Genomic DNA, 19,615 nt, shown 5'->3' with positions numbered 1-19,615 from the left:
ATGACCCGGCCGCTGGTCTGGCTGCTGATGTGTGTGATTCCTGCGCTGGCGACGGCGCAGGATGAGCCGTTGCGCGTGGCCTACAAGGGTGAGTTGCTGTCGCTGAACACCACACAACTGACTGCTCGCGAGCCGTTGCCTTCTTCGCTGGAGACACCGCTGGGCAGTCTGTGGAAGGTGTTCGTTTATGCGTGGCTGGTGGATACCGGTGCGCGGGAACCGGCTTATGAATGTCGTGGGCAGTCGAAGGAAGAGGTTTATTGCTGCACGGCGGGCGGGAAGATCGAGCGTGATCAGGCGCTGGTGAAATCCTGCGGGCTGTATTTCGAGCCGGCGCGGTTGGGGATTTCCTCTGCTGATTGGCGGACTTATTGGCAGGCGCGCGGTGGGCCTTCGTGGTTGCTGGAGTTGCCTTCGCTAAAGCCTGAGACGCGCGTTTCGGTGGCTGAATTGCTGGGCTTTCTGGCTCGGCTGCCGGCTCAGGAGCAGATGCGTCGGGTGCTGCTCGACGTGGTGCTGAACGCGGCGGACGGCAATGTCGTCGGCGAACTCGGCGGGCGCTTGCGGGTGAAAACCTGGAGCTGGCTTGGCGATCAGGACCCGCAATCACGTCAGGGCGGTTTTGCTGGCTGGACGGCGGATGGCTCGCCGATCTGGGCCGGTGGCCGGGGCACCAGTCAGATGGTTTTGCGGCATTACGGTGCTGCGTTGGCGACAGTGTTGCCTGCTTCCTGGCCGGCGGAAGCGGGGCGTTGTGTTGAGGTGGGATTGTTCTCGCGATATCCGGTTTCGCGGGTTCTGTCCGGTGATCGGGGGATGAGTTCCGGCCCGTTGCAGGGCGATTACCGCGTGGAGTTCGCCAATGGCAATGCGCTGGATATCCACAGCGACGGCGAACTGTTTCTGCTCAACGACAAACTGGTCGCCCGGCTGGATCGCGAGGAGTACGTCGCCCGTGTGCTGGAGCGTGAAGCCAAATCTGAACCGGCCGAAGCCGCGAAAGCGTTAGCCGTGGCGATCCGCACGTATCTGCTGCAAAACGCCACGCGCAATGGCGAATGTTTGAGCATCGACGACAGCAGCACTCGCCAGCGTGTTGCACCGCGTCCTGCTTCCGCCGAATCCCGCAACATCGCCGCATGGACGGCGGATCTGGTGTTGGCCGGCAGCACCGTCACCTATCACTCCGATCAACCCGGCCCCGACAAACTGGCCTGGCAACAAGCGGTCGAACAAGCCAAGGCCGGCCAGCGTTACGACGCGATTCTGCTGCACGCCTATCCGCGCGCCAGCCTCAGCCGCTGGGACAACCCGGTGGCGTCCTGCGAAGCGCTGCCTGCCGCGCAAGACTGGCTGCAAAAGCAACGGCGCGGCTGGCGTCCGAGGCTGGAAAGCGAAACCGGCTACAACGAAGTCAGCACGTTCGCCGTTTGCAAACTCGCCTTCGGCCGCCCCTTCGTCGACCGCGAACGCCAGCGCATCTACGTGCGCGGCGTGCTGTCCTTGCAGGATCGCCTGGACCTGACTCACGAATACCTGCACCTGGCCTTTGAAGCTCACCCCAACGGCCAGGATGAAACCTATATCGAAGGGCTCGCCCGTCACCTTTTGCTGGAATAGACCATGACACTCCGTTATCCACAGGTCTTGCTGTTGCTCTGCGCGCTTAATGCATTGCCAATGGCGATGGCTGCCGACAGCGTCAAACTCGACACCCCGGTCGGCGGCTGGCGCAGTGGCGCGCCCGAAGGCGAGGGCGAGAGCTTCCGCCAGACCGTCAACTACCCGGCCTCCTCGGTGAACACACCGATCGGCCAGGCCAACACCGCCCGTATCAGCGGCGAAATCAAAGCCACACCAAAAAACAAAGAGCCCGGCCGCCTGATCGTCAACGGCGTCAGCATGCCGCTGAAAATCGACGACAGCGGCCGCTTCGACCGCCCGTTCTCCTTTCCCAACGGCAGCAACAGCGTCGAAGTCCGCAGCCCGGACGGCCAGCAACGGCACCGCACGCAATTTCTCAACACCAGCGGCGGCGCTACTCCGGCGAAACTGCGGGTGTTGTTGGCGTGGGACAGTGACGGCACCGACCTCGATTTGCACCTGATCACACCCGACGGCGCGCATATCTGGTACGGCGACCGCGTCGCCCCCAATGGCGCTGCTTTGGACGTTGACGTGACCACCGGTTACGGCCCGGAAATCTTCGCCATGCCGGCGCCGATCAAGGGGCAGTATCTGGTGTATGTGAATTATTTTGGTGGTGGGTATCGCGGGGATGATGAGGGTGGGGAAGAGGCGGTGCAGCCGCTGACTACGGCGCAGGTGACGGTGATCACGGAGGAGGGGACGCCTAGCGAGAAGATGGAGACGTTCCTGGTGCCGATGCGGGCGGTGGGGGAATTGACGTTGGTGAAGTCGTTTAGTTATCCCTGAGCAGGAGCCTGCTCAGGGTTGCATTAGAAGCCGGGTGGAATGTAGCCGGGCACGAACGGAACGTTGATGCACTTCCCGTGAATGATCTTCCCGTCTTCAATCCTGAACAGCACGATCTTCTTGGCTTTGTTGACGGTGGCCTCCAGTTTGCAATCCGAACTGTGACCGACTGTCTCGTAGTACTCGGTGTAAACCATGCCGTTGCCGGTATGGTTCATTGAAGTCCCGGCCGCTTCTGTAGTGGTCCAACTGGAGGATTTGAACCAGGTGAGAACCGCCAGATTCTCACCGTTGGCACCGGTCTGTTTTTTCATCGAGTCGGGTTTGCCGAACAGGTCGAGTGCTTCCTGGACATCGCGCCCTTCCCAGCGAGACTGAGCAATCAGGTGGCAGCCATGCAGCAGCAATAGTGTGGGTGTCAGCAGGACCGCCAGTAACGTTTTAGTCCATTGATTCATCATGCGTTCCGCCGCTTACTTGTTACCGAGGATCGAATCCAGGTTGTCCATCATCTGCCCCTTCTCCTGAATCGGTGCCAGCTTGAAGAACATCTGTTGCATGCCCTGAATCATCTGCAAGGGCTCCATCTTGCCCAGCGCGATCATGTCCTTTTTAGCGGGGGAGCAAACAAACTCGGCGGCGCGCTGTACCCAGAACTCCTTCGGCTGCTGCCATTGGTCGTTAACTTTCAGGTGCCGCATCATGTAGGCAATGCGATCTATGGATTGCCCATTAAGAAAGCGGACCTTGTTCGTGGAGCACTGCACTTCGAGGTTGTAGGCATCGATCATCGGTTTGCCGGGTTCTTCATACACCAGCGTCACGGCCACCAATTTCGCACCCTTGGTATGGTTCGACGGCACGACTGAAGTGCTGTCGGCTACATACATGATGTTCTTGTTGGGAATGCCGTTGCCGTAAATGATCCACCAGTCACCGACGGGGTTCGGTTCTTCTGCCTGCGCGCAAGTAGTGGCGGTCAGAAGTGCGGTTACTAGAACAAGGGATTGATTGAGTTTGAAAAACGACATGGTGTTGCTCCATTCCTTGGTGCTTTTGCAATGCACAAAAACAGAATGGAAATTTAGTGGCGAGGTTGGGTGAGCGGCAATTAGGGCGGATGTGCTAATGGCTTATTGCGATGGTTCAATAATCGCCTGAGCCGTCTACTCATTGCACGTGCCAAGCGGACAGGCAAACTCGCATTTATTGTCTGCGTCAGGCCGCTATTTTCGGGCTGAAACTGCTGGAGATCAGGCGATTAATCGCAATTTCAAGAGCTTGATCATCGAATAGTTTATTTTTGCGCACCGCAGCTCCACCCCCGCCGTCCCAGTTTCTCAGTGCTTCACGTACCGCAGAAACGGTCGGAACAACCCCTTCCTTAATCAGCAACCAATCGACGGTCGCGAGTAATTCCATTCCGAAGGGGGATTCAAAGCCATCGATTAATTCAGCTGTGCGCTCTAAAGCTTGGGAATATTCCCTGGCTTCAGTCTTTAGGTAGGTCTGCAAAAAAGCCTTGCGATCTTGATCAAACCAAATCACATCGGTGATTTCCGCATCACTGATACGCTTGTCGCAATGTAGATAGCTACCATCCAGATTGTTGAGCAGATGCTCCAGTCGATTGGCGTATGGCCCGAATTTATGAGCGATAAATTTCAGGTTTAGCGGGTTCTCTGTACTTGGAAGTTTTTCAATTGCCCGCTCAAGAAACCAAGCCAGTTTTTGAATCTCGAGCAGACTGCATTCCATGCCCAACACCCAATAGCGTCGAACCAGTTCAGCGATAAGGGCACGGGCCGGCGTGAGCGTCTCTACACCGTTGCGCTTGGCGACATTCAGATATTGATTGGTCGGCTCGAACACCAGCACGTCGACATCCAGATCCCCCAAAACCTCAACGATCTGTTCGCGGACTTCAGGCCAACTCAATCCACCGTTACCAGCACCCAGTGGCGGGATAGCGACGGATTTCACGTCATTCTCAATTAGAAAACGACGCAGGTCGTGCAGACCTTCTGTTATCCAGGCCATTTGCGAAGGTGAACGCCAGTGACGTTTGGTCGGGAAATTGACGATCCAGCGAGGTCCTTCAAGTTCGTTGGTGGCGGTCACGTGCATCTTGCCGGTTTCAACTTCCTTGGCCTTGCACGCCGCTGCGTACAGGCGATAGTTCTGTGCAAAGCGTTCTTTGAACATCAGCGCGATGCCTTTTCCCATCACGCCCACGGTGTTCACCGTGTTGACGAGGGCTTCGGTCTTGGCTTCCAGCAGGTTGCCTTGGGTAAATCTGATCATTGGAAATACCATTTGGGACGCGCATGGACAGACAACGTCAGGCCTCGAGCGGCGACGTCTTGTTCTATGCGTTCTTTCATTGCATCGGTGTGGCACATGATGCCCAGTAGTCCCGTAATCGGTAAGTGATGGTGGATCAGCGCTTCCGCTTGATAACGCTCTATTTTACGAGGGTCATCAGGATCGCGCTTGAAGTCGCGCCGTTGAAGGATAGTCCAATCGATCTGGTCGAGATTCGCCAGATCGCTGTAATAGTCTGTCCAACTCGGATAGGCATGTGCGTTTGTAAAGACAAACGGTAGGCCGAGCTCTTCAACGCGATGGAGGCTTGAGACCAGAATGACGATCTCGTCATTGCTGCGTTGCTGCACGCTCCACCCGGAGTGGATGTTCTGCATCATCACCGAGAAGGGCGTGAAATAGAAGGGCACGTAGTCGGCCAGGACGCCTTCGGGTGCGATAGGCACCTGACGGGAACGGCGCTTGTCGATCAAGTCGACGTTGCCGATGTTCACGTAATGAGGTGCCTGTACTTCCGAGTTTGCGCAATGCAGGCCGTTGTCCAGAATCCAGGGCAGGTTATCGCGATGGACGATACGCCAAATCAGAGCTTTCTCTGGATTCAGGCTGGTGTAGTTCATTGATAAAACATTCTCTGATTCACGCTGGTCTGCACATTAACATCCGCTGCCTGCAATTTAGCTACGCAAAGTGCATCGACTTCTTCGCTGGGGGTAAAGATTTTGAAGAAGGCCTCAGGTTTAACAACCCCCGGTGCGAGGCACTCGGCCATGCAGATGCTTTTGCAATGAGGGTCCAGGTAATCGCGACTGCTCATGACATCCCACTCGATGGCTTCGAAACCCTGTTCGTAATCAAGTAGCTGTATTGAGTCGCCTGCTAACGGGTGGCGTGGAATGATTTTCCAGCCGTATTGCCTGGCCGTTGATCTGTAGACCGAGATCAGTACAAATTGGGCCTCTGGCCTGTTGCGCTGGACGCTTCCGTCAAATGGATTCTTCGCAAACCAGTGGAAGGACACGTAATTGTCGAGCTGCAGAGCCTGCCGCTTTTTCAGGATTTCAGCATCTGCGACGTCTTTGAAACCCGAGAGGCCAGCGCGAGGTTTCAAACCATCCTTGAAAATTCCATCCAGGTTTTCAACTGAAGTGAGATGGTAGAGAAGCTTCTGATCCTTGATGCTTTTAACGTCCGCCATAGTGGTCTCCTTGACCTGCACATCAACCTAAACTGGATTCAGTTCCGGCCTCGCCCCGTGCTGATGTAACCCTCGATCCGTAGGGGTTGGTAGAACAATCGCTGTGATTCTAGTGTGCCATCACTTTTGGCCACAAGCCCACTAAGGAAATTGGTTAGCAGGGTCAAGCAGCAACACGCCCGAACTCACTCTTCATCAAAATAATCGCGATCCAGCGTCGGCAACCGCAACAAACGCGATGTCACGCCCACCTCATGATCCATCATCAGATGCACCAGTCGCGTCCCGTCTACCAGCACAATACCGTCCACCGATTTGGCGAAGTCGACGGCGCGCGCCGTAAAACCAGAGGTGGTAATGAACACACCGCGCTTGGCCTTTTGTCCTGCGAGCGCGCCATAGAACGCCTGTAACTCAGGTCGGCCAACCGTGTTCTGCCAACGCTTGGCCTGTACGTAAACCTTCTCCAACCCCAATTTATCGAGCGAGATAATGCCGTCGATGCCGGCATCACCGGAACCTCCGACACGTTGCAAGTCGTTGCGACTGGCGCCGTAACCCAAGCGATGAAGAACATCCAGCACGATTACTTCAAAACGGTTAGGGCTTACTTGCAGCAAGTTGTCCAAAAGGTCGGCCGCCGTGGCATCGCGTAATTCCTTAAGCGCTCGCTCCAGTCGGTCGTCGGGGCTCTCGGTGGCGGAGGCTAGATCGGGCTCCACATTTGGTTGGTCATCCAGTGGCTCGGCGTCAGGCGCGACTTTCAGCTTCACATTCATGTAGCCGATTGCTATGTGCTCCACATCCGTGGTCGACAGTGGAAATGCATGCTCCTTGGCGTACTGCACGCCTGCGTCGGTCAACTTCCAATAACCGCGTTTGGCACTGCTGGAAAGACCTGCGCGCTTGAGTCGATCGTGCGCCCAGCCTGATCGGTTCTTGTAGGTAGCCTGACCACTGGCGATCAGTTCTTCGCGCTGAGCTTCACTCAGTTGCAGCATTTTTGCTGCTGATTCATGAGCGTCCCGAGCGATTGCACCCTCGGGTTTTGTGGCGAGAAAGCGAAGGATCGGCTCAATGAACTGATCGTAGGTTGGAACGGACATGGGCGCATCCCTGTGCTGAAATTGTTTTCGTGCCGATCGGATGGCGATTGTAAATCAACGGTGGATATGGAGGGCTTCGCGACTAAAGCGTCTGCAGGTGAAAGCGTAAGTCGCTATGTCAGTTTCACCATCAATCCGCAAAAACACCGCAAAGCGCATTGCCTTGGTAACCATGAACGATCGGTCCCAACATCATGAATGGGCCGCAAGCGTAGAAAGGGGATGGGACTTTTTGCTGCGAGTCGAGCAGAACGGCTTCGTTTCCGAACTCGTCGTTGCCGAAGGACTGCTCGAAATACGATGTGCACACCGGTAGTTTCAATGGCACCGGAATGATCAGTGCCCAAACGGTGATCCCGCACCATTCCCGTGTAGGCGTCGACGTGACCGTTCTGCTGATTTGCGGTGTGATTGATCGATAGCTTTGCGCTTTGTAAGCGTCTGTCTTGACGGTTGTTTTTTCCGGGAGCGATACGATTGCTCCAACACATCCTGAAAGACAAAGGCACGAGGCAGCTGTCAGGCCAACTGATTTCATGTTTGAAGTGATGGTTTTGGGCATCAATGTTGAACGTCCTTGTGGGGTGACTTGAGCAATCTAAGTTGCCGTCGCTTCCAGCAGGTGGGGCTCTGTTATGCGATGAGTTGTGCAAGCACCATTACACAGCGCTCTGCCCGTAAACCGACCCCCGGCCGGTTTTTCAGCAGGCATTAAAAAGCCGGCTTGTGGCCGGCTTCTCGGGGACTGGCTTGGTTTATTTTTGGTAAACCGCGCCAGCCTTCAAAACGTACATCCGGATCTTGCGTCCGGCTGCGGGACTTGGTCAGACAGTGGTCTGCCGCGTCAGGCGTCATCTGGGCCGCTTGGCGGGTCGATGCGCGAATGTGGGGCGCAGGATACTGAGTTTTGTTGGGGATTCCCAGTGCGAAGTGCGGGATAGAGCGTTCTATCCAGGAAAAATCCCGTATTTGTACCGACTATCCGGGCCGGTTGCCCCTCACGACAGAAGCTGGCTCAGAGAAACGGCACCACCGGCCGCCGCTTGCCCAGCGTCGACCACCAGAACACCCACCCCAATACATGAATCCGCTGTTCCTCAATTTGCGCCGCGCGGAAGATCTCGTCCGGGTATTCGGCGCTGTTGTGGCTGCGCAGGCGCAGGGCGTTGCCGGGCATGCGGTGCAGGTATTTGATGCGCAGCATGCCGTCATGTTCGATGGCGTAGATTTCGCCGTCCACCACCTGGGTGAGGCCGCGGTCGATGGCGAGGGTGGAGCCGTCTTCGATTTTTTCGGCCATGCTGTTGCCGATCATTTGGGTACAGATGGCATCGGTGGGGCGGATTTCCAGGGCTTCGAGGTGGCTGCGGGGCAGGCGAATGGTTTGGTCCGGGTCCTTGATGACGTGGGTCTTGTCGGAGCCAGGAGCAGTCGGGGCTTCCTTGTAGAGAGGCAGTTCGATGTCGTTGGTTTCGAGCACCGTGTAGACGCCGCGAATGGCATGGGCATCGAGGATGTCGCCCGAGTCCGTATGCAGGTGCGGGGCCTCTTTCGGGCCTTCGCCGGTCTTCAGCCATTGGCTGTTGACGGACAGCAGGCGTGCGACCTCTTCCAGGCGGTACGCGGGTACGCCCCGGGTGTACCAGTTATGAACGTTTTGGGCTTCCGTGCCCCAGAACTTTGCGAATCCCGTGGTGGTGATGTTCGCAGCTTCCAGGAGTGCCTTGAATCTTGGACCGCTAGTGTTCTTTCTCATAAACACGAGTCTACGGCCGGCCTAGAGCGGTTTGAATAAACCTTGCGTTCAAAATCAGGGCAAATTTTGCGACGGGATGTAAGACGTCCTTGTGGGAAATTACACACACTAAAACTTTTCTGTAGGCCGACATAAACAAGCTGTTTAAGCGCCTTTCGGGCAGGCACAAAAAACCCCGGATCAACCGGGGTCTTCTTCAAGCGTGTCGCAGGTCGTGAGGCTTAGCCTTTGTAGGCAGCAACCGACTTGGTGATCGCTTCGCGGGCGGCGTCTGCGCCCGCCCAGCCTTCGATTTTCACCCACTTGCCTTTTTCGAGATCCTTGTAGTTCGCGAAGAAGTGCTCGATCTGCTGGATCAGCAGGGCTGGCAGGTCGGTGTATTCCTTCACATCCACGTACAGCTGGGACAGCTTGTCGTGTGGGACTGCGATGACTTTGGCATCGCCGCCGCCGTCGTCGGTCATGTTCAGGATGCCGACCGGACGCGCGCGGATCACCGAACCTGGAGCAACCGGGTAAGGGGTCACGACCAGCACGTCCAGGGGATCACCGTCGTCAGCCAGGGTGTTCGGGATGTAACCGTAGTTGGCCGGGTAGAACATCGGGGTGGCCATGAAACGGTCAACGAACAGGCAATCGCTGTCTTTGTCGATTTCGTATTTGATCGGCGCGTGGTTGGCCGGGATCTCGATCGCGACGTAGATGTCGTTCGGCAGGTCTTTGCCAGCCGGAATCTTGCTGTAGCTCATTGGGCGTTGCCCCCGTTAGTTGACCAAAAACACTTGGCCGGATTGACCAAAAAGTGGCGGCGATTATAGGCATATTCTGCCGTGGACGCCATGTACCGGAAGTCGTGCAGACCTTTACTCGTGAGCCTGATAGACCGGGTCGCTGGCCTGAAGTTGCTTCAGGCGGGTCAACGGATCCTGGCGGTAGAAAAGCTGCAGCTGCGCATACACCTGTGGATAAGCGTCGTGCAGCAGATCCGGGGCGCTGAAGAAGTACTCGCTGGTGACGGCGAAGAACTCGGCCGGGTTCTCGGCGGCATACGGGTCGATGGCGGTTTCGGCGTCGGGATGGCGGTCGAGCTGGCGGTTGAGATCGTCGTACGCCGCCTGCATCACTTCGGCCCAGTCGCTGACCCGCATGTCGGCGTGCAGCGGCGGCAGGCCGTTGGCGTCACCGTTGAGCATGTCCAGCTTGTGCGCCAGTTCATGGATCACCAGGTTGTAGCCTTCCCAGCCACCACTGGCCATCACGCCGGGCCAGGCGAGGATGATCGGCCCTTGTTGCCACGCTTCGCCGCTGTGTTCGCCGTCCCACTCATGCTCGACGCCGCTGGCATCGCGATGGCGCTGGGGGCTGAGGAAATCGTCGGGGTAGAGGACGATTTCGTGGAAACCCTGATACCAGTTCAGATCGCCAAGATGCAAAAGCGGCAATTGCGCCTGGGCGGCGAGCAGCAGGCGTTGTTCCTGGTGCAGCTCGACGCCGGGCAGGGCGGTCAGGTGCTTGTCTTCGAGGAACAGCACGCTGGCTTCACGCAGCCACTGGTCTTCAGCGGGCGTGATGCCATCGAGAAAACTCAGGTGATGGCGCACCCGCTGCCACAGTTCGTCGGCAATCGGGCGCCTGGCCAGAATGCGCCGGCGGCGCCAGGCGCTCAGCGACCACATCGGCTTAGTGCGATTGGGCTTTGGTGCCGCCGAAACGGCTGCGAACCACGCCGATGATCATCGGAATCAGCGACAGCAGGATGATGCCGACCACCAGCAGCGACAGGTTCTTCTTGATGAACGGCACGTTGCCGAAGAAATAACCCAGCGTCACCAGACCGCCAACCCACAGAACGGTGCCGAACACGCTGAAGCCGAAGAACCGCGGGTAAGGCATCTTCGCGACACCGGCGACGAACGGTGCGAAGGTGCGGATGATTGGCAGAAAGCGCGCCAGGGTCACGGTTTTGCCGCCGTGCTTGTCGTAGAAATCGTGGGTCTGTTGCAGATAGTCGCGGCGGAAGATTTTCGAGTTCGGATTGCTGAACAGCTTTTCACCCGCCGTTCGCCCGATCACGTAGTTGGTACTGTCGCCGAGAATCGCCGCGAGCATCAGCAAGCCCGCCAGCAATACCGGGTCCATGCCGCCGCCCGCAGCGACCGCGCCGGCGATGAACAGCAGAGAATCACCCGGCAGGAATGGCATCACCACCAGGCCGGTCTCGCAGAAGATCACCAGAAACAGGATGGCGTAGATCCATGGCCCGTAATTATTCACCAGCAGGTCGAGGTAAACGTCGAGATGCAGGACAAGATCGAGCGGGTTGAAATCCATGGAGGCACCTGTGGTGACGGCCTGACTCGGCAGACCTGTGCGGATGACTTCGTGTAAGCCTACAAGCGGGTGTAGTTTTTCTTACAAGCCGGAAAGATCGGGATTATACGGGCAGAGGGGTGAAAAGCGCGTTGGTTTTGTAGCGGGGGATGTCGGTGTGAATAAATGTCGGGTTGGCATTCATTTTGGGGAGGGAGTCTGCTCCCTCCCCGCAGGACACCTCGCGATCAGAGTTCTTCGCTGATCGGCAGCACGTAGTTCTTGAACTCGGTGTCTTCCTTGAACCCGATGGATTCGTAGGTTTTCTGCGCCACTTCGTTGTCGGCGCTGGTGGAGACGCGCATGCGCACGGCCTGGGTTTCCTTGGCCATTTTCTTCGCGGTGCGGATCAGGTTGTCGGCTACCAACTGGCGGCGGGCGTCTTCGGCGACATAGATGTCGTTGAGAATCCACACGCGCTTGAGCGACAGCGAGGAAAAGCTCGGGTAGAGCTGGCAGAAGCCCATGAGCTTCTTGTCGTCGTCATCGGCCAGGGCCAGATAGATCACCGATTCCTTGCGTCGCAGGCGCTTTTCGAGAAAGGCCCGGGACGAGTCCGGATAGGGCAGGGAGCCGTAAAACTCGCGGTACTTAACGAACAACGGGGTCAGCAAATCCAGGTGTTCGAGGGTCGCTTGGATAATCCGCATGGTAGGTCTCGTCCTTCAAGTGGCTGTCTTCACGTGCTCTGACGGCGATGGGAAACCCGGGCGGCCGTGCATCGATCCTGCCTGAAACCGGCGCAGAAAGGCAATGCGGAAACGGTTCAGGCTGGGGGCGGATCGAGTAGGAAATTACTCTTCATGTCTGCACCGGCTTCCGATTCCAGCGTCTGAACCTGCGCCTCGTCCTTCAGATTGACGCCCGACAGCTGGCGCCGACAGGCTTCGCGCATCAGATACAGCAAGCGATGTGCCGCCATGCCGTAGCTGAGCCCTTCCAGCCGCACATTGGAGATGCAGTTGCGGTAAGCATCCGTGAGGCCGACCTTTGGATTGTAGGTGAAATATAAACCCAGGCTGTCCGGCGAACTGAGGCCCGGACGCTCTCCGATCAGCATCACGACCATTTTCGCGCCCAGCAACTGGCCGATTTCATCGCCAATCGCCACTCGGCCCTGTTCCACCAGCACTACTGGCGCTGTCGACCATTCGTCGGCGCTCATCTGCTCTTCCAGACGGGTGAGAAACGGCAGGGTATGCCGATGCACCGCCAGCGCCGACAGACCGTCCGCCACAACAATCACCAGATCCTCACCCCCCGGATGCGCCTTGGCGTATTCGCGCAGGGTTTGCGCCGATTCATCGCTGAGCTTGCGCCCCAGATCCGGACGTTGCAGGTAGCTGTTGCGATCCACCGCCGCGCTGTGCAGCACAAGACTTTCACGTTGGCGTTCAGTCAGCTGGGCGCTGAGCCCGGCGTGATCGAACGGCAAATGCACCGCGTCCCGTGCCTGTGCGTGGGCGTACTGGAAATCCAGCTGTGCGCGGGTCGGCAGGCTGGTGCCGGTGCGGCCGAGGGCAATGCGCGCCGGGGTCAGGCGACGCAGCTCCAGCCACGGGTTTTGCGGATCGACGGGCGGTTTTTCCATCTGACTCATCCCAGTTGCGCCAAGGCCTGGCGAAAGGCCGGCGGCAGGTTGTTGCCGAAGCGGACCTTGCCGTCCGCCTGGGTGAAGATGCCCATGTTCGCCAGCCACTGCTCGAACTCCGGCGCCGGTTTCAGGCCCAGGGTCTGGCGCGCGTAGAGCGCGTCGTGAAACGAGGTGGTCTGGTAGTTGAGCATGATGTCGTCGGAGCCGGGGATGCCCATGATGAAGTTGATCCCGGCCACGCCGAGCAGGGTCAGCAGGGTGTCCATGTCATCCTGGTCGGCTTCGGCGTGGTTGGTGTAGCAGATGTCGCAGCCCATCGGCACGCCGAGCAGCTTGCCGCAGAAATGGTCTTCGAGGCCGGCACGGATGATTTGCTTACCGTTGTAGAGGTATTCCGGGCCGATGAATCCTACGACGGTGTTCACCAGAAACGGCTTGAAATGGCGCGCCACGGCGTAGGCCCGGGTCTCGCAGGTCTGTTGATCGACGCCGTGGTGGGCGTTGGCTGACAGCGCACTGCCCTGACCGGTTTCGAAATACATCAGGTTCTGCCCGAGCGTGCCGCGATTGAGGCTCAGGCCCGCTTCATAACCTTCCTGCAAAATGTTCAGGTTGATGCCGAAACTGGCGTTGGCCGCTTCGGTGCCGGCAATCGACTGGAACACCAGATCCAGCGGCACGCCACGGTTGATCGCTTCTATAGAGGTGGTGACGTGGGTCAGCACGCAGGCCTGGGTCGGAATGTCGTAGCGCTGGATGATCGCGTCGAGCATTTCCAGCATCGCGCAGATCGAGGCGATGCTGTCGGTGGCCGGGTTGATGCCGATCATCGCGTCGCCGTTGCCGTACAACAGACCGTCGAGAATGCTCGCGGCGATGCCGGACGGCTCGTCGGTCGGATGATTGGGTTGCAGCCTTGTGGATAACCGTCCCCGCAGGCCCAAAGTGCCGCGAAATTTGGTGACGACGCGGATCTTCTGCGCCACCAGCACCAGATCCTGCACGCGCATGATCTTCGACACGGCAGCGACCATTTCCGGTGTCAGGCCGGGGGCGAGGGCGCGCAGGCTGGTTTCATCGGCGGCGTCACTGAGCAGCCAGTCGCGAAAACCGCCAACCGTGAGATGGCTGACGACTGCGAAGGCCTGTTTGTCATGGCTGTCGATGATCAGTCGGGTGACTTCATCGGCTTCGTAGGGAATCAGTGCTTCCTGCAAAAAATGCGTGAGCGGGATGTCGGCCAGCGCCATTTGCGCGGCCACCCGCTCGCCGTCGTTGAGCGCGGCGACGCCGGCCAGGAAATCCCCGGAACGCGCGGGGCTGGCCTTGGCCATCACGTCCTTGAGGCTGTCGAAGCGATAGGTCTGGGCGCCGACGGTATGGGCAAATGCGGCCATTGGGCGCGTTCCTCCTGAATGAATGCTTTTAGTGCAGGCACCGAGCCCAAGGCCCGGTGCCGGTGCAACTCAGATAGTTTTTTAGATACCTTCGAGCATAGCGTCTGCCGGTGCTTCGGAGCGTTGCTTGGCGGTCAGCTGGAAGTACAGGTAGCCAGCGGCCATGAAACCGAGGAACACACAACCGATCAGCGTGTTGAACCAGGCCATCGCCACCAGGCACACCAGCGCCAGAAACAGCGCGATGGCCGGCACCACCGGATAGCCCGGCGCGCGGAAGGTGCGCTCCAGGTTCGGCTCGGTTTTGCGCAGTTTGAACAGGCTGAGCATGCTGATGATGTACATCACGATGGCGCCGAACACCGACATGGTGATCATCGCCGCCGTCAGGGTCATGCCTTGCAGATTGACCAGACCGTCGCTGTAGATTGCCGCGATGCCGACCACGCCGCCCGCCAGGATCGCCCGGTGCGGGGTCTGGAAACGCGAGAGTTTGGCCAGGCCTTTCGGCAGATAACCGGCCCGGGCCAGGGCAAAGAACTGTCGTGAGTAGCCGAGGATGATCCCGTGGAAACTCGCCACCAGCCCGAACAGGCCGATCCACACCAGCATGTGCATCCAGGTCGAATTGTTGCCGACTACCGCTTTCATTGCCTGCGGCAGCGGATCGTTGATGTTCGACAGTTGACGCCAGTCGCCGACGCCGCCAGCCATCACCATCACGCCAATGGCCAGGAACACCAGGGTCAGGATGCCGCTGACGTAGGCCCGTGGAATCGTGCGTTTCGGGTCCTTGGCTTCCTCGGCCGCCATGGCCGCGCCTTCGATGGCGAGGAAAAACCAGATCGCGAAGGGAATCGCGGCGAAAATGCCAGGAATCGCGCCCATCGTGAACTCATTGGCGCCTGACCAGCCGTTCAGCACAAAGTTGCTGAAGCTGAAGCCCGGTGCGACCACGCCCATGAACACCAGCAATTCGGCGACGGCGAGCACGGTCACCACCAGCTCGAAGGTCGCGGCGATGCTGACGCCAAGGATGTTCAGGGTCATGAACACGAAATACGCGCCGACCGCCGCAAGTTTGGGATCGAGCCCCGGATATTGCACATTCAGATAGGCGCCGATGGCCATGGCAATGGCCGGCGGGGCGAACACGAATTCGATCAGAGTGGCGATGCCGGCGATCAATCCGCCTTTTTCGCCGAACGCCCGACGGCTGTAGGCAAACGGCCCGCCCGCGTGAGGAATTGCGGTGGTCAGTTCGGTGAAACTGAAGATGAAGCAGGTGTACATGGTCGCGACCATCAGGGCCGTGACCAGGAAACCCAGGGTTCCCGCCGTGCCCCAGCCGTAACTCCAGCCGAAGTATTCGCCGGAAATCACCAGGCCGACGGCAATGCCCCAGAGGTGCAGGGTGCCGAGTGTGGGTTTGAGCTGTGTGGTGGAAGTCATAAGTCCTCTCTGTCTTTTTTATTGTTCGATCTGTTGGACTTTCGGGTGCAGCGGTTGATTGGGTGGATGCTGTTCACGCAGCGGCAGTGTTCCTGCAAATCCTGAATGACGGGTACGCAAGGCCCGTGCCAGAGCGGCCAGGCTTTGTGTTGTGTCATTAAGGACGCTATCGCTGGCTTGCCAGCGATGGCTATTTGAGGGGCAACACAGGACTACCTGTATTGCCCCGAGGTTTTAGAAGAAGCCCAGCGGATTGATGTCGTAGCTCACCAGCAGGTTTTTGGTCTGCTGGTAGTGGTCGAGCATCATCTTGTGGGTTTCACGGCCGACACCGGATTTCTTGTACCCGCCGAACGCGGCGTGCGCCGGGTACAGGTGGTAGCAGTTGGTCCACACGCGACCCGCCTTGATGGCGCGACCCATGCGATAGGCGCGGTTGATGTCGCGGGTCCAGAGGCCGGCGCCGAGGCCGAACTCGGTGTCGTTGGCAATCGCCAGGGCTTCGGCTTCGTCCTTGAAGGTGGTGATGCTCACCACCGGGCCGAAGATTTCTTCCTGGAACACACGCATCTTGTTGGTGCCCTTGAGCAGCGTCGGCTGGATGTAATACCCGGTCGCCAGGCTGCCCTCGAGTTTTTCCACCTTGCCGCCGGTCAGCAGTTCGGCACCTTCGCCCTTGGCGATTTCCAGGTACGACAGGATCTTGTCGAATTGCTGCTCGGACGCCTGGGCGCCGACCATGGTGTCGGTGTCGAGCGGGTCGCCACGTTTGATCTGGCTGACTTTCTTCATCACCGCTTCCATGAACTGCGGATAGATCGACTCCTGAACCAGTGCACGGGACGGGCAGGTGCAGACTTCGCCCTGGTTGAAGAACGCCAGCACGAGGCCTTCGGCGGCTTTTTCAATGAAGCTTGGCTCGGCCTGCATGATGTCTTCGAAGAAGATGTTCGGCGACTTGCCGCCCAGTTCCACGGTGGATGGAATGATGTTTTCGGCGGCGCACTTCATGATGTGCGAGCCGACCGGGGTCGAGCCGGTGAAGGCGATCTTGGCGATGCGCTTGCTGGTGGCCAGGGCTTCGCCGGCTTCTTTGCCGAACCCTTGCACCACGTTGAGCACGCCCGGCGGCAGCAGATCGCCGATCAGTTCCAGCAGCACGCTTATGCCCAGCGGGGTCTGCTCGGCAGGCTTGAGCACCACGCAGTTGCCGGCGGCCAGGGCCGGGGCGAGTTTCCACGCGGCCATCAGGATCGGGAAGTTCCACGGGATGATCTGGCCGACCACGCCCAGCGGTTCATGGATGTGATAGGCCACAGTGTTCCCATCGATCTCGGCGGCGCTGCCTTCCTGGGCGCGCAGGCACCCGGCGAAGTAGCGGAAATGGTCGGCAGCCAGCGGGATGTCGGCGTTGAGGGTTTCGCGGATGGCTTTGCCGTTGTCCCAGGTTTCGGTGATCGCCAGGGTTTCGAGGTTCTGTTCGATGCGGTCGGCGATTTTCAGCAGGATCAGCGAGCGGGCCTGGGCGGAAGTGGAACCCCAGGCATCGGCAGCGGCGTGGGCGGCGTCCAGGGCCTTGTCGATGTCTTCGGCGGTGGAACGCGGGAATTCGGCAATTGGCTGGCCATTCACTGGCGAGGTATTGGTGAAGTACTGACCTTTGACAGGCGCGACGAACTCGCCGCCGATGTAGTTACCGTACTTGCTCTTGAACGAGACTTTGGCGCCTTCAGTACCGGGGTGAGCGTAACGCATGATGATGTTCTCCTTGGCTTTGTACTTATTAGAGAAACGCGCATGAGCGCTTGCTATAAGCGTAGAGCAAAGGTCGGGCCACTGCCGTGCAGGTCAGGCAAATCAAGGCCTTGCGTAATTTGTGTCAGACAAGTGGCAAGCGCCTGTGACGGTATCGGTACAGCTCGGGTGACAGTTTGTACCGCTTGTGGCACAACCCGTGACCGGGCGGTCTTGCCAGCATTGCAAAGACCGGTTGGCTGGAGGATGCTGGGCACCACTTCACGCATGGGCCGATGAGCCTCGGGGAGAATAATAAGAAATGCACGACAACCATTTGAGTCGCCATGCCCGACAGGTTCTCACCGTCACCCAGGGCAAGCCGCACCTGCATGGCCCCGGTGCCGACCCGTCGATTGCCCGTTCGTGGCTGCGTTGTCTTGAGGACTATCACCTCGACCCGGCCCTGAGCATGGCGCCGACCGTGCTCGAACACGGTCGAATCCTCGAAAGCCGCGAACGGCTGCAACAGGTGTTGCAGATTGCAGGCAATGAAATGAGCAGCCTGCATCAACAACTCTCCGGCGCCGGCCACGCGGTACTGCTGACCGACGCGCGCGGGGTGATCCTCAACTGCGTCACCGCCCCCACCGAACGCAAGATCTTCGAACGCGCCGGCCTGTGGCTGGGTTCCGACTGGAGCGAGGCCTGCGAAGGCACCAACGGTATCGGTACCTGCCTTGTCGAGCGTCAGGCCCTGACGATTCATCAGGATGAACATTTTCGCGGCCGTCACACCGGCCTGACCTGCTCGGCGAGCCCGGTGTTCGACCCGCACGGCGAACTGCTGGCGGTGCTCGACGTTTCCTCGGCGCGGCATGACGTCTCGCGGCAGAGCCAGTTCCACACCATGGCGCTGGTCAATCTGTCGGCGAAGATGATCGAGAGCTGCTATTTCCTGCGCTGTTTCGATAACCAATGGCTGTTGCGATTCCATCTTCAGGCGGAGTCCGTCGGGCTGTTCAGCGAAGGGTTGCTGGCGTTTGACGGGGAAGGGCGAATCAGTGCGGCCAATCAGAGTGCCTTGAATCTGCTTGGGCACATTCGCGGTGGTTTGCTCGGCAAACCGGTGGAGGCGTTTTTCGATTGTTCCCTGGATGAGTTGCTCGGGCGTGCCAGTGCCAATGCCAGCGCGAGCTGGCCGCTGCGTACTCGCGACGGGCGGCATCTGTTTGCGGTGCTGCGTGGCGAAACTCGCCGGCCGCTGCCGGTAGCGCCGGTTCCCGCGCCGGTCGAAGCGCCGCGTCTTGCAGGCATTTGTCTCGGTGATGCGGCGTTGCAGGCGGATTTTCGCAAGTCGCTGCGGGTGTTCGAGCGCGACGTGCCGCTGCTGATCAACGGCGAAACGGGCTCCGGCAAGGAAGCATTCGCCAAGGCTGTGCATAACGCCAGTCAACGCGCCGGCAAAGCCTTCGTGGCCCTCAACTGCGCGGCGATTCCCGAAAGCCTGATCGAGAGCGAGCTGTTCGGCTATCGCGGTGGCAGTTTCACCGGCGCGCGCAAGGACGGCATGCGCGGCAAGTTGCAGCAGGCCGATGGCGGCACGCTGTTCCTCGATGAAATCGGCGACATGCCGCTGGCCTTGCAGACCCGTCTGCTGCGGGTGCTGGAGGACCGGCAAGTGGTGCCCATTGGCGGCGAGCCGGAAGCGGTCAACGTGCGGATCATCAGCGCCACTCACCGCAATCTGCTGGAGCGGGTCGGCGATGGCAGTTTCCGTGAAGACCTGTATTACCGGCTCAACGGACTGGAAGTCGCGTTGCCGCCGTTGCGCGAGCGCAGTGACAAATCGCAGCTGCTGGATTTTCTGCTGGCTGAAGAGGCGGGCGGGGAAAAGATCCTGATCGAAGAACCGGCGCGCCAGGCGTTGCTGGGTTTCAACTGGCCGGGCAATGTGCGGCAGATGCGCAATGTGCTGCGCACGCTGGCGGCGTTGTGCGATGAAGGGCGGATCGGATTGGAGGATTTACCGGCGATGTTTCGGCAGGTGCAGCCGCTGTTGGTCAAAGTCGATGAATCGTCGTCCGAACATCCATTGGAAGATGCCGAGCGGCTGGCGTTGCTCAATGCGCTGGAACACACGCGCTGGCATATGACCCACACGGCGCAGCAGCTCGGCGTGAGCCGCAATACGCTTTATAGAAAGCTGCGCAAGCATGGGATTGCCCGAACCGCCTGAATACTCCT

At 59.0% G+C, this 19,615-nt stretch carries 19 protein-coding genes; 3 read left to right on the top strand and 16 right to left on the bottom strand.

Translation table 11 applies throughout. The features are described from left to right. On the top strand, window positions 1-1,620 hold the full coding sequence (locus CAF80_RS25155; RefSeq protein WP_085668088.1) for a DUF2300 domain-containing protein: 1,620 nt from the start codon (window positions 1-3) through the stop codon (window positions 1,618-1,620). A gap of 3 nt (window positions 1,621-1,623) precedes the next feature. Beyond that, complete coding sequence (locus tag CAF80_RS25150; protein WP_039771899.1) at window positions 1,624-2,436, top strand: YfaP family protein; 813 nt, start codon at window positions 1,624-1,626, stop codon at window positions 2,434-2,436. A 23-nt stretch (window positions 2,437-2,459) separates the two neighbouring features. Here CAF80_RS25150 and CAF80_RS25145 read toward each other — a convergent pair whose 3' ends face one another. From CAF80_RS25145 to CAF80_RS25070, 16 genes are all read right to left on the bottom strand, one after another. Next, the gene (locus CAF80_RS25145) at window positions 2,460-2,894 is read right to left on the bottom strand and encodes a hypothetical protein (RefSeq protein WP_039772002.1); all 435 of its coding nucleotides are present in this window, start codon (window positions 2,892-2,894) and stop codon (window positions 2,460-2,462) included. Window positions 2,895-2,909: 15 nt separating this feature from the next. Then, entirely contained in the window at window positions 2,910-3,467 is a 558-nt protein-coding gene (locus CAF80_RS25140; protein WP_039771897.1) for a hypothetical protein, read from the bottom strand. Window positions 3,468-3,654: 187 nt separating this feature from the next. Beyond that, complete coding sequence (locus CAF80_RS25135; protein ID WP_039771896.1) at window positions 3,655-4,740, bottom strand: macro domain-containing protein; 1,086 nt, start codon at window positions 4,738-4,740, stop codon at window positions 3,655-3,657. Then, window positions 4,737-5,381, bottom strand: a complete 645-nt coding sequence (locus CAF80_RS25130) for a DUF4433 domain-containing protein (protein WP_074691609.1) — start codon at window positions 5,379-5,381, stop codon at window positions 4,737-4,739. The genes CAF80_RS25135 and CAF80_RS25130 overlap by 4 nt, the downstream gene beginning before the upstream one ends. Then, window positions 5,378-5,959, bottom strand: a complete 582-nt coding sequence (locus CAF80_RS25125; RefSeq protein ID WP_074691607.1) for a DarT ssDNA thymidine ADP-ribosyltransferase family protein — start codon at window positions 5,957-5,959, stop codon at window positions 5,378-5,380. The genes CAF80_RS25130 and CAF80_RS25125 overlap by 4 nt, the downstream gene beginning before the upstream one ends. A gap of 185 nt (window positions 5,960-6,144) precedes the next feature. Next, window positions 6,145-7,065 (bottom strand): restriction endonuclease, encoded by a 921-nt coding sequence (locus CAF80_RS25120; RefSeq protein ID WP_074691605.1) that lies wholly within the window; start codon window positions 7,063-7,065, stop codon window positions 6,145-6,147. A gap of 130 nt (window positions 7,066-7,195) precedes the next feature. After that, a complete protein-coding gene (locus CAF80_RS25115; protein ID WP_080770657.1) occupies window positions 7,196-7,627 on the bottom strand; it encodes a hypothetical protein in 432 nt (143 codons plus the stop codon). Window positions 7,628-8,080: 453 nt separating this feature from the next. Continuing rightward, window positions 8,081-8,821 (bottom strand): helix-turn-helix transcriptional regulator, encoded by a 741-nt coding sequence (locus CAF80_RS25110; protein ID WP_039771890.1) that lies wholly within the window; start codon window positions 8,819-8,821, stop codon window positions 8,081-8,083. 221 nt (window positions 8,822-9,042) lie between these two features. Further along, window positions 9,043-9,570, bottom strand: coding sequence for an inorganic diphosphatase (ppa, locus tag CAF80_RS25105; RefSeq protein WP_007990564.1), 528 nt, complete (start codon window positions 9,568-9,570; stop codon window positions 9,043-9,045). Window positions 9,571-9,684: 114 nt separating this feature from the next. Next, window positions 9,685-10,497 (bottom strand): zinc-dependent peptidase, encoded by an 813-nt coding sequence (locus tag CAF80_RS25100; RefSeq protein ID WP_085668087.1) that lies wholly within the window; start codon window positions 10,495-10,497, stop codon window positions 9,685-9,687. A gap of 4 nt (window positions 10,498-10,501) precedes the next feature. Continuing rightward, on the bottom strand, window positions 10,502-11,152 hold the full coding sequence (locus CAF80_RS25095) for a DedA family protein (RefSeq protein WP_039771888.1): 651 nt from the start codon (window positions 11,150-11,152) through the stop codon (window positions 10,502-10,504). A gap of 227 nt (window positions 11,153-11,379) precedes the next feature. Beyond that, the gene (locus CAF80_RS25090; protein ID WP_074691599.1) at window positions 11,380-11,841 is read right to left on the bottom strand and encodes an N-acetyltransferase; all 462 of its coding nucleotides are present in this window, start codon (window positions 11,839-11,841) and stop codon (window positions 11,380-11,382) included. 116 nt (window positions 11,842-11,957) lie between these two features. Next, the gene (gene eutC, locus CAF80_RS25085) at window positions 11,958-12,791 is read right to left on the bottom strand and encodes an ethanolamine ammonia-lyase subunit EutC (RefSeq protein WP_371916418.1); all 834 of its coding nucleotides are present in this window, start codon (window positions 12,789-12,791) and stop codon (window positions 11,958-11,960) included. Then, window positions 12,788-14,182, bottom strand: coding sequence for an ethanolamine ammonia-lyase subunit EutB (locus CAF80_RS25080; protein ID WP_085668085.1), 1,395 nt, complete (start codon window positions 14,180-14,182; stop codon window positions 12,788-12,790). Before CAF80_RS25080 ends, eutC begins: the two co-directional genes overlap by 4 nt. A gap of 81 nt (window positions 14,183-14,263) precedes the next feature. Then, window positions 14,264-15,634: an ethanolamine permease gene (eat, locus tag CAF80_RS25075; protein ID WP_039771884.1), complete on the bottom strand. Its 1,371-nt coding sequence runs from the start codon at window positions 15,632-15,634 to the stop codon at window positions 14,264-14,266. A 234-nt stretch (window positions 15,635-15,868) separates the two neighbouring features. Next, window positions 15,869-17,389 (bottom strand): aldehyde dehydrogenase family protein, encoded by a 1,521-nt coding sequence (locus CAF80_RS25070; RefSeq protein WP_039771883.1) that lies wholly within the window; start codon window positions 17,387-17,389, stop codon window positions 15,869-15,871. A 301-nt stretch (window positions 17,390-17,690) separates the two neighbouring features. Here CAF80_RS25070 and CAF80_RS25065 point away from each other — a divergent pair, with 301 nt between their 5' ends. Continuing rightward, window positions 17,691-19,607, top strand: a complete 1,917-nt coding sequence (locus tag CAF80_RS25065; RefSeq protein ID WP_085668084.1) for a sigma-54-dependent Fis family transcriptional regulator — start codon at window positions 17,691-17,693, stop codon at window positions 19,605-19,607. The last annotated feature ends 8 nt before the right edge of the window (window positions 19,608-19,615 follow it).

Source organism: Pseudomonas sp. B34(2017) (assembly GCF_002112915.1).
In the GTDB taxonomy this organism is placed as follows: domain Bacteria; phylum Pseudomonadota; class Gammaproteobacteria; order Pseudomonadales; family Pseudomonadaceae; genus Aquipseudomonas; species Aquipseudomonas pharyngis.
Note: the sequence above shows the minus strand (reverse complement) of the source record. Positions and strands in the feature narration are given on the sequence as shown.